We start from the raw sequence: 9,741 nt of genomic DNA, 5'->3' as shown, positions 1-9,741 counted from the left end.
AGGGCGCTTAGCTCAGTTGGTAGAGCGTCTGCCTTACAAGCAGAATGTCGGCGGTTCGATCCCGTCAGCGCCCACCATATCTTCTTGCTTCAACTCTATTTATTCCTTAGAATCTAATTTTATTATAATAATATTAAGATTTCACGACCATGAGAAATCCCTATAAGCGCAAAGCCGCGACCAAATCCCAAAAAACTGCTTTCGATCCTCAACAGCTTTATAAGCAATATATTGAAGCCATTGTTTCCAATGCTGGCATTTTTGCACTCTACCAAGATGGCTGGGCCTTATGTGCCACACCGACTGGACAGCGCGCATTTGCCTGCTGGCAAAGTAAAGGTCTGGCTCGACTGCTGATTAAAGACAATTGGGCAAATTACGAGATTCAGGAAATTAGCCTCAAGGATTTTGTAGAGAAAGTCATTCCCTTTTTACGTCAGGAAAGTACCATTGTTTCGCTTGATCTGACCCCAGAAGGGCAGAATATTCTGGTGGCACCGGAAAAATTATTACTTGATATTAAAAATTATCTGTATCAGATCTATGTGCAAAAGCCGGAACTGTTTAAAAATCCGGATATGCCTTTGCCTAGGCAGATCCGTTTAAATTAAATTTATTGTTTTTAAAACAGCTTGTTTATTGGAACAATGAATATTCATTCAGTAGCCAGCCACTTATCAAAGCAAAATATTCGCGTAACCAGGAATTATAGCGAACATTCTGGGGTGTGCTGGCACTCAGGCTGATGACTTGTTGATAACCCTGATGTCTGGCAATGGCACGGGCACGAGGGCTATGAAAATCGCTAGTGACAATCGCAATGGGCTCATTTCGATCAATATGTTGCTGTTTTAGGATTGCCTGAGAATATTGCAGGTTCTGTTGGGTACTTCTGCTTTGATCTTCTAAGCTAATGGGGTTTTTGAGCTGCGGATAGTTCGTGTAGATATAACTTTGCATGACTTCAGCTTCGCTCTGTCTCTCCCGGAAATTTCGTCCACCGGTCATAATGATTAAAGTATTTGGATATCGTTCTGCATATTTTGCTGCGGTATCCAGACGATTTTTTAAGATGGGTGAGGGCTGACCCTGATTAATGCCACTGCCTAATACTAAAATCGCTGCAGCAGGTCGTGCCGGAATATTCGGGTTGATTGACATCTGGATATAAACAAAGAAAGCCGCGACACTGATTATCCAGAATAAAAATCCGCCCCAGAGACTGTTCCAGAACAAGGTTCTGAATCGGGAATTCTGTTTCCAGCGCTGAATAGATGAAAAAAATAAGGCGTACAGGATGAGTGCCACCCCAATGAAGATCGACAGGGCAATAGCAAAATGCCTCTGACCTTGGCTCAGTAACCAGACGCTATTGATACATAGGATCAAGCCAGAGATCAGGCTAAGACTTCGTTTAAGTTGATTGAGCATCCAGGGTTCCTTTTTTCTTATTCATATTCTTATTATTGCTTTTGCATCTTCAATAAAAACCGGGCCATTGAGCCCGGTTTTTAGCATATCAGGTTATCTTAATATACATCACGGCGATAACGTCCATCCAGGCGTAATTGATCTAGCATTGTTTCACCGAGAATCTCGGTCAGGGCCTGATCCACATCGCTGGCCATACCATTGATGCTACCGCAGACATAAATCACTGCACCTTGAGCAATCCAGGCTTTCAGTTCTTCAGCCTGTTCACGCAATTTGTGATGTACATAGACTTTTTCCTGCTGGTCGCGAGAAAACGCAAGATCGAGACGTTTCAGGGTTCCCATTTGCAGCCAGGCCTGAATGGTTTCTTCAAAGAAGAAGTCATGTTCACGCTGACGTTCACCGAAGATCAGCCAGTTCTGGCTATAGTCCTGACGGTTACGCGCACTGAGCAGGCTTAATAATCCCGCAATCCCGGTACCATTACCAATACAGATAATCGGGCGGTTGTCATCAATCAGGTGGAAAGACTCATTGCTGCGAATACGCAGTGCAATGGGTGCATTAAGCGCTGAATGTTGAGTCAACCAGCCGGAACCCAGACCGAGATTACCATTCGTGTCGGTTTGCTGACGTACCACCAGACGCAAAACCTGCTGGCTTGGAATGCTGGCAATCGAGTATTCACGTGTTGCCAAAGCCGGTAATTGCGTGAGGAGCTGATCCAGAGAATCAAAAGGTTCAGCTTGAGTCAGATCACGATCCCAGAGTGCCTGTTCAATGCTTTGATGCAGAGATGGGACCTCTGTACCCGCTGCAATCTGGTGCTTTTGCATAAATGCATGAATACGTTCTTGGCTATTCCCTGGTTGAACCTCGGCTATATCACCTGCTTGCCAGATGGCTTCATGTTCAGGGGTCAGTTCGATATTGAAGGCAGGCGCACCCAGACTACCTGGATTGAGGACTTCACGTTTACTCAGGTTCCAGTGATCAAAGGTCTTATCGATACTCATCGCTTGTAGCTCAAGTCGAGTGACTTGTGCCAGTGCAGTATTCCATTGCTGGATATGCTCGTTGTTGGCATTGTCGACTTCAATTGTATTGAATAGCTGCTGGGCACCATTCTGTTTTAACCACTGATCAATACGGTGACCAAAACTGCAATAGCTGTCTGGATATTCCTGAGAACCTAAGGCCAATACAGCATAACTTAAATGACTGAGATCAGCTTGAGCAGACAGGATTTTTTTCTCAAAAGAAGAAGCCAGATCCGGCGCTTCACCTGTGCCATAAGTACTGGCAACAAATAATACCTGTTCGGTTTGCTGTAAATCGGCAAGCGTCAGTTGCTGTACCGGCTTGACGGTTACCGGTTGGCGTGCTTCCTGTAGGGCAGTTGCTGTACGCCAAGCCAGTTGCTCAGAAACCCCTGTTTGTGAGGCATAAGCAATGAGCCACGGTTTGGCATTTTCATCGACGTTCACTGCAGTCGCACCCTGACGTGCTTCCAGCGTTAAGCGTTTTTGTTTGCGACGTTTCAGATAGAGCATCCAACCTGTCACAAAGAACAATGGCATCAACAAGGCTGCGACCATGACAAGGAACTGATAGATCGGGCCGAAGAAGCTGCCACGATGCACCGGTAACATGCTGCTCATGATCTTTTCATTGAGCTTTTTATCTTCATACAGCTCAACTTCGGTAAATTCAGCTGTCTGATAATTATAAGTAGCACTGTTTCGTGCACGCTCATGTTGAGCGATCGGATCCACAAAGCTCAGCTGCATTTCGCCATCCGGTTTTTTTGGAAGGTTAAACGTTACGGTAGAATACTTATCTGAAAATTCAGTGTTAAAGCCAATCCAGCTCTGGTCTAGTGCACGGACAGTAGTTTCAGGGCTGAGACCTTCGCGTGCTTCACCTTCAGCACGTGGGCCACGTTCGCCGCCTGGATGTCCTTCACCACGGTTATTGCCGGCATTGGCCTGCATTTCCGGTTGCGGACGCTCTACACCCAGTACCTTAAACATGCCATTGCGCCACCAGTCATAAGACCAGTACAGGCCGGTACAGGCTAAAATCAGGTAAAAAATCACCACCCAGGTTCCCACAACAGCGTGCAGATCCCAGATAAAATTACGGCCTTTCAGCTGAGGTTTTACAAAGAACCATTGCTTGATCGAATGACGTTTCGGCCAGCGCAGGTATAGACCTGACAAGACAAAAAAGATCAGCATCAGGGTACAGGCACCGGTAATCTGTTTACCTACTGGACCAACCGTCAAATTACGATGCAGTTGCTGAATAAACTGGAAAAACTCCCGACCCTTAATCTCTGGTAAGACTTCCGCAGTATAGGGGTTGATCATGATGTTCTGACCACGCCGTGCGCCTTCTTTGGCAACATTCACAGTACTCGAAGCACTCGGATCTTGTGCCACGGTAATACTGTTGATCTTCATGTCAGGCGCAGTACGGTTAAAGTGCTGATACAGCTCGGCAGGCGTGAGTTTGTCACGTTGCTGGACCTGAACCGTATAACTGTCGCTATTCATCCATTTTAATATTTGTTGTTCATAGGAATAGATTGCGCCAGTGACCCCCATTATCGAGAGGATTAAACCTGCTGTAATCCCCAGAAACCAGTGGATTTGGAAAAATGTCTTTTTAAACATGGTCGTCAGATTAAGGGTGAGATCTATAAAAGTGGCAAAATTATAACTGAAGTTTAAGCCCGAATTATAGGTGTTGAGGATAATATTTATTCTCATTATCATTTATTATTTTAAGATTAAAAAAACCTCCATGCCGGGGCAGGAGGTTTTTCACTGAAGAAAGAACAGGTTAGATTTGTTTTGCTGCGCCCACTTCTGCTTCCAGATGCTTGCGAATCGTGGCGAAAGAGAAGTTTTTGCTGTCCAGACGTTTCGGTAGGATATACGCACCTTGCTGGCCTTTTACTTTGAAATTGACCAACATGAATTCTGGTGTGTTGTACCATTCATAGATGTCTTTCCAGCTAATCGCACCAACACCTTCTTGCATGCCCATTTTCTGGCGCATCACGATGCCATGCGGTTGCACGCCCAGGCGAACACCTTTGATTTCCTGTACCGGAAATTCATTCATCTTGCGTTTAACATACCATTCCAGACCAAAGGTACGGATCAGGTAATACAACACCACACAGACAATGGCCACCCAGCAGAACACGGTAGAATAATTCTTCAGGAGCAGAATGCCCAGAATAGAAAGTGCAACAACAGCACCCATGATCAGCCATGCTTTCATGCCAATTTTATTGGTACTACGCCAGATCACCAGCTGAGCATGACGCTGCTCGGCTTCTGAAATTTCATAGTTCACAGGCTGTAGGGTATAAGCGTATAAATTTTTCGCGGTCATAATGAAATTAGCAGATTTTAAACTGTAAAAAGTTTAGCACTAATTGTACCAATTCAGTGAGTATATTGTTCCAAAATCAGCCAAATTATAATGAACCTAATTCAGTGGCCTGTTCATCACGCTCATGACTCAAACTTTGTTTCAGTTGGCTCAACTGCTTTAAAATGCTGAACATTAAAGACAGCTGCTGCAAAATGATCAGGGATTTCTGATCTTGCTCCTGATCTTGAGCCAGGCGCTGTCGAATATGAGCAATCATATTTTGCGCACTTAAATCGGGCATTTCATCTCGTAATAATGCACCACGAATGTTCTCGAGTGCTTTGTCCAATAAATTCAGAATGTCCTGATCTTCAATTTTTTCCCGGTGTGCGCCCAGTGCGGCAATATAACTGATAAAAGTATGGTTCAGACACAGGAACTCAAAGGCCAGTGATTTTTGTACCGGATCAATATCCGGTTCAGTGGCCAATGTCGAAATCAGTGAGGCTACCTCGGCATCGGTATTATGAGCAGCACGGCGCACAATCCGATATTTCAGGCCGTTATTACGTCCCGATTTATACTGCTCGATCACTTCGCTCAAATAATCCGCTTCTGCTTGCAAGCTGCGTTTGATACTTCGAGGCAAACGCCGGAACTTCCAGTCCGGGAAAATAAAGCTGACGCCGAACCAGGCAATCGCACAGCCAATCAAGGTGTCAATCATACGCGGGATGGCCGCGGCATAGCCCATACCATCCAGATTGAAGTTGATCAAGGCTAAAATCGTAATAAAGGCTGTGGCCTGTGCATACTGTTTACTGCGTAATTCAAAGAACAGAATCCCGCTCAATACCAGAAGTAATAATTGTCCTTCGATGGAAGGCACAAAATACAGAATGGCATAACCGAGAATAATACCGACCAACGTACCGACAATACGCAGACGTAAACGCCGTTTGGTGGCGTTAAAGTTCGGCTGGCTGACAAAGAGTGCCGTTAATAAAATCCAGTAACCATATTCAATATTGCTGACCTGTACGAAGATATAGCTGATCAGCAGCACAATCGACAGGCGAATGGCATGCCGGAACAGTACCGACTCGGGTGTCAAATGCTGTTTAATCCGAATCTTGATGTCATCCCAGCCTTTCAGGTCATCATCTCTGAGCTGGTTCTCGATATGTTTGAAACGCTCGGATTTGATACTTTGCTCGGTTTCCAAGTTGCGTAACTGGGCATCAATCGATTTCAGGTTTTGAAACAGCGCAAACAGGGCGCTGATCCAGACCTGATCATACTGCTGCTCCTGACGTAACTTATCCAGAGACTGTCTCAGGTTGTCAAAGGCATGCTTAAAGCGCTGGTTATGCACATAGGGTTTGCGCATTAGCAAACTTTCACTCAGGTCCTTACAGGCTTTGCCCTGAATTGACATGATGCGCTGGAAGCGGAACAGGATATCGCTATGCTGGAAAATCTTGGCCAGTTTCTGATAATCAATATGTGCTGAATCGGCACGTTCATGAATATCCTGCGCCACAAAATAATATTGCAGACTGCGACGGGTATCTTTTTGCCCACGGTCACCTTTCAGACGAGTTAAAAGGGCAGTTTTCATCTCATTAAAAATCGCAATCAGTTTCCCATTTTCAAGCGAGAGTTCAATCATGCTTTGCTGATAGCTTTTCGGGGTCATGTCCACATCAAACAGATTGGACTTGGCATATAAAAAGTCACCGAGAGCAGAATAGGAAATGGCAAGCTTGTCTTGCGCCAGTCGGGCAGGGAAAATCAGGAAACTGATGGTCGACAGCAGACCGTACCACATCGCGCCGATGACCAATAAACCAGCCTGTTTATACCATTCATCAAACAGCTCCACCCCGAGCATGGAATAAACGGAAATCACCAGACAGCCGTAGGAAATCGTGGCATAGCGTCGCCCTAGTGAACCCAGCAAAATCAGGGCAATACAGGACACAATTAAGGCCAAGGCAAACAGCAAGGGATAAGGAAAAAGCAGATATACGCCTACTGCCGTAATAAAGAAGCCAATGTAGGTGTAGAGCAGATTTAAAATCCGCACCGAAAAGCGGTCATCAATATCGCTTAAACCGGCTGCGACCACCCCTAAAGTCAATGGGATCGTCATCAATTGTTGTCCCATAAAATAGGGAACAAAGGCGGTACCTGCAAATGCCGTCATCATGCGCAGGTTATACATCAAGGTCGTATTATAGGTGGTTTGCTTGAGACGAGTGAGCCAAGATTTCAAAGGTCGTCCTTTATACTGCAGTCTTAGAGCTGAATCTGAATAGGCTAATGAAAATAGTATATTTATAAATCTTCATTTCAGGCTAAATCATACTATGCACTGTGTTAATTTGTCTGCATATTAGCGCTTTAAATCTTCATGCTTATGACATCGAATAAAATAGTACAACAACCTTATGCCATGTCCTGGATTGTTTTGCTGGCGACCTTAAGTGCACTCGGGCCTTTATCCATTGATATGTATCTTTCGGCCTTACCGGCTATGGCAGCAGATTTTGGTGTCAGTACCCAAATGGTTTCCAATAGCTTGCCGGCTTATTTCTTCGGTCTGGCGATCGGGCAACTGATTTATGGTCCGATCAGTGACCGGATTGGACGTAAACCGCCACTGTATTTTGGGCTGTGTTTATACATTGTGGCAAGTTTGCTGTGTGTCTTTGCGCAGGATGAATGGAGCCTGATCGCTGCACGAATTCTGCAAGCTCTCGGTGGCTGTGTCGGGGTGGTCATGGCACGCGCTGCAATTCGCGATCGTCTGGATATGCATTCAGCAGCTCAGGCCTTTGCCAGCATGATGATTGTGACCGCCATTGCGCCAATCATTGCTCCAAGTCTGGGGGCCTGGGTGTTGATGTTTTATGAATGGAACGTGATCTTCTTGGTGTTGATGGGCTGCGGTCTGTTGAGTCTAGCCTGTGTACACTTTCTTTTTAAAGAAACCCTGGAGCCAGAACGCCGTCTCAAGCTGAACTTTCAACAGGTTATAAGTTTGTACCGGTGCATTTTTCAGGATCCACGCTTTCGACGCCCGCTCTATGCCGGCTGTTTTTCCGGTGCGGTGATGTTCTGTTATATCAGCGCTTCTTCGGCCATTCTGATGGATCGTTATCAACTGACCGAGCAGCAGTTTGCGTATGCCTTTGGTGCCAATGCCTTCGGGATCATGCTGTTTTCGACCTTGAATAAACGTCTGGCTGGGCGTTTCTCGATATTGCAGCGTCTGAAAATTGGCACCTGTCTGCAGTTTGCCGGTGTATTAGGGTTAATCTTGCTTGGCTGTCTGGATGTCGATTCTGTGCTCTGGGTGTTGTTAGGCATGTTTATTGTGGTGGCAGCCCTTGGGTTTACTGGTCCGAATGCCATGGCTTTAGCAATGGCTGAACAGGGCGAGCGGGCGGGAACCGCCAGTGCGATTATGGGCAGTATGCAATTTGTCTGTGGCTTATTGGGCGGTGTATTACTGAATTTTCTGATCTGGCATGCCTTATTAAATATGGCATTGATCATGCTGGTTTTTGTAGGTATTTCCGCTTGGGCGATTTTTAAAATCAAGATGCCAATCTTGAAAAATGCATAGATGCTGGGCGTTCTCTAATATATTAAAAATGCTGGATTGAGCAGAGGGCTAAGCAAGTTGGCTTAGCCCTGCTTGCATCACTCATCGATAAATACGGCAAATTCCTCTACGGGAACACGCGGGGTAATAAAGCTGTTAATAATCTGCTCTGGGTCGGCATAACCCAGTGCCATACCGCAGACCAGCTCTTCATCATCAGGTGCGCCGACCAGATCAAGCACGATCGGATGAAAATGATTCCAGGCAGCCTGCGGACAGGTGTCCAGACCGCGGGCTTTTGCTGCCAGCATGACATTCTGGATCATCATGGAAACATCCATTTTGGAACCAATCGCCAAAGAACGATGGACGGTAAAGAACAGGCCGACAGGCGCATCAAATAATTCAAAATTACGCAGCTGCTGACGCGCCATTTTTTCCTTTTCGCCTTTCTGAATATTCAGCAAGCCATATAAACCCCAGCCATTTTCACGACGACGTTCAATAAATGGCGAGATCCATTGTTCAGGATAGTAGGCAAAGGTTTCCTGATACTGCTGTGACAATTCCGGATTTGCATAGATTTGCATTTGTGCCTGACAAACCCGTTGCACGAGTTCATCGCGCTTTTTACCTGTTACCACATACACCTTCCAAGGTTGGGTATTGGTTCCTGATGGTGCGCGGCTGGCAACCGTCAAAATCTCTTTTAAGGTGTCAGTACTAACGGGGGTATTTTGAAAAGCACGCACTGAATGGCGAGAAGTGATAGTGTGATCTACAGCATGAACAAGATTTTGATCCATTATGGGGTCCAGTCGAATATCCTTATTGAGTTTGCAATGACTATAAACTAAACAAACAGAACGGGGGATAGGAAAATTTCATTCTCCGCCAGCTGAAAAAAACAATTTGTCAGCAAAATGACTTGAGTAATGAAATTTCGCATGCTTTTAGCTGAGCATAAATCGCCTAAGTGATAGCAATGGATTTAGTCATAAAGTTGGTCTTTGATTTAAAAAATGGCTTAAAACCCAAGTGCTTGAACCATTCAACAATAACAATTTCAAACAGAGAACTGGTTTATTTTGACTGAAAATCAAGATAATTTAATTTCAAGATCCCTGTTTCATTCCGTGTCGAGTAAAAGATTAATATTTTTTTTGAATTAAAATATAGATTAATCTTCATATAAAAATGAGAATTTATAATTATTTTTTATAGGTAAATTAACTATTGCTAATAAAAAGAAATAAAACTTGATACAAAGAAACAGCATAATGTACGACTTTTCATCTTAATTC

General features: G+C 44.8%; 7 protein-coding genes and 1 tRNA gene. 3 read left to right on the top strand and 5 right to left on the bottom strand.

Annotation, left to right across the window (positions count from 1 at the left end):
* Position 1: 1 nt before the first annotated feature.
* Together PV763_RS03130 and PV763_RS03125 are read left to right on the top strand one after the other, a co-directional pair.
* Positions 2–77, top strand: a tRNA-Val gene (locus PV763_RS03130).
* A 72-nt stretch (positions 78–149) separates the two neighbouring features.
* Complete coding sequence (locus PV763_RS03125; protein ID WP_195725681.1) at positions 150–611, top strand: DUF2750 domain-containing protein; 462 nt, start codon at positions 150–152, stop codon at positions 609–611.
* A 25-nt stretch (positions 612–636) separates the two neighbouring features.
* Here the strand turns inward: PV763_RS03125 and PV763_RS03120 are convergent, their stop codons facing one another.
* From PV763_RS03120 to yccS, 4 genes are all read right to left on the bottom strand, one after another.
* Positions 637–1,431 carry a YdcF family protein gene (locus tag PV763_RS03120; RefSeq protein WP_180037071.1) on the bottom strand — a complete coding sequence of 265 codons (795 nt, stop codon included), beginning with the start codon at positions 1,429–1,431 and terminating at the stop codon, positions 637–639.
* A 98-nt stretch (positions 1,432–1,529) separates the two neighbouring features.
* Positions 1,530–4,112 carry a PepSY domain-containing protein gene (locus tag PV763_RS03115; protein WP_004280698.1) on the bottom strand — a complete coding sequence of 861 codons (2,583 nt, stop codon included), beginning with the start codon at positions 4,110–4,112 and terminating at the stop codon, positions 1,530–1,532.
* Between the two features lie 169 nt (positions 4,113–4,281).
* Complete coding sequence (locus tag PV763_RS03110) at positions 4,282–4,842, bottom strand: YcxB family protein (protein ID WP_004280696.1); 561 nt, start codon at positions 4,840–4,842, stop codon at positions 4,282–4,284.
* A gap of 85 nt (positions 4,843–4,927) precedes the next feature.
* A complete protein-coding gene (yccS, locus tag PV763_RS03105; RefSeq protein ID WP_420937325.1) occupies positions 4,928–7,102 on the bottom strand; it encodes a YccS family putative transporter in 2,175 nt (724 codons plus the stop codon).
* 138 nt (positions 7,103–7,240) lie between these two features.
* Between yccS and PV763_RS03100 the strand changes: the two genes are divergently transcribed.
* Positions 7,241–8,458 carry a multidrug effflux MFS transporter gene (locus PV763_RS03100; protein ID WP_420937324.1) on the top strand — a complete coding sequence of 406 codons (1,218 nt, stop codon included), beginning with the start codon at positions 7,241–7,243 and terminating at the stop codon, positions 8,456–8,458.
* A gap of 77 nt (positions 8,459–8,535) precedes the next feature.
* On the opposite strand, the gene PV763_RS03095 is transcribed toward PV763_RS03100, so the two are convergent.
* On the bottom strand, positions 8,536–9,243 hold the full coding sequence (locus PV763_RS03095) for a nitroreductase (RefSeq protein WP_420937323.1): 708 nt from the start codon (positions 9,241–9,243) through the stop codon (positions 8,536–8,538).
* Positions 9,244–9,741 lie beyond the last annotated feature (498 nt).

This window comes from Acinetobacter sp. AS5, from assembly GCF_048957595.1.
Classification (GTDB): Bacteria; Pseudomonadota; Gammaproteobacteria; order Pseudomonadales; family Moraxellaceae; genus Acinetobacter.
The sequence above is the reverse complement of the archived record's forward strand: the minus strand, read 5'-3'. Positions and strand labels throughout refer to the sequence as shown.

Bases quoted from the DNA above. Each gene is read 5' to 3' on its own strand.
- PV763_RS03125 (WP_195725681.1), top strand. From the start codon at position 150: ATGAGAAATCCCTATAAGCGCAAAGCCGCGACCAAATCCCAAAAAACT.
- PV763_RS03120 (WP_180037071.1), bottom strand. From the start codon at position 1,431: ATGCTCAATCAACTTAAACGAAGTCTTAGCCTGATCTCTGGCTTGATC.
- PV763_RS03115 (WP_004280698.1), bottom strand. From the start codon at position 4,112: ATGTTTAAAAAGACATTTTTCCAAATCCACTGGTTTCTGGGGATTACA.
- PV763_RS03110 (WP_004280696.1), bottom strand. From the start codon at position 4,842: ATGACCGCGAAAAATTTATACGCTTATACCCTACAGCCTGTGAACTAT.
- PV763_RS03100 (WP_420937324.1), top strand. From the start codon at position 7,241: ATGCTTATGACATCGAATAAAATAGTACAACAACCTTATGCCATGTCC.
- PV763_RS03095 (WP_420937323.1), bottom strand. From the start codon at position 9,243: ATGGATCAAAATCTTGTTCATGCTGTAGATCACACTATCACTTCTCGC.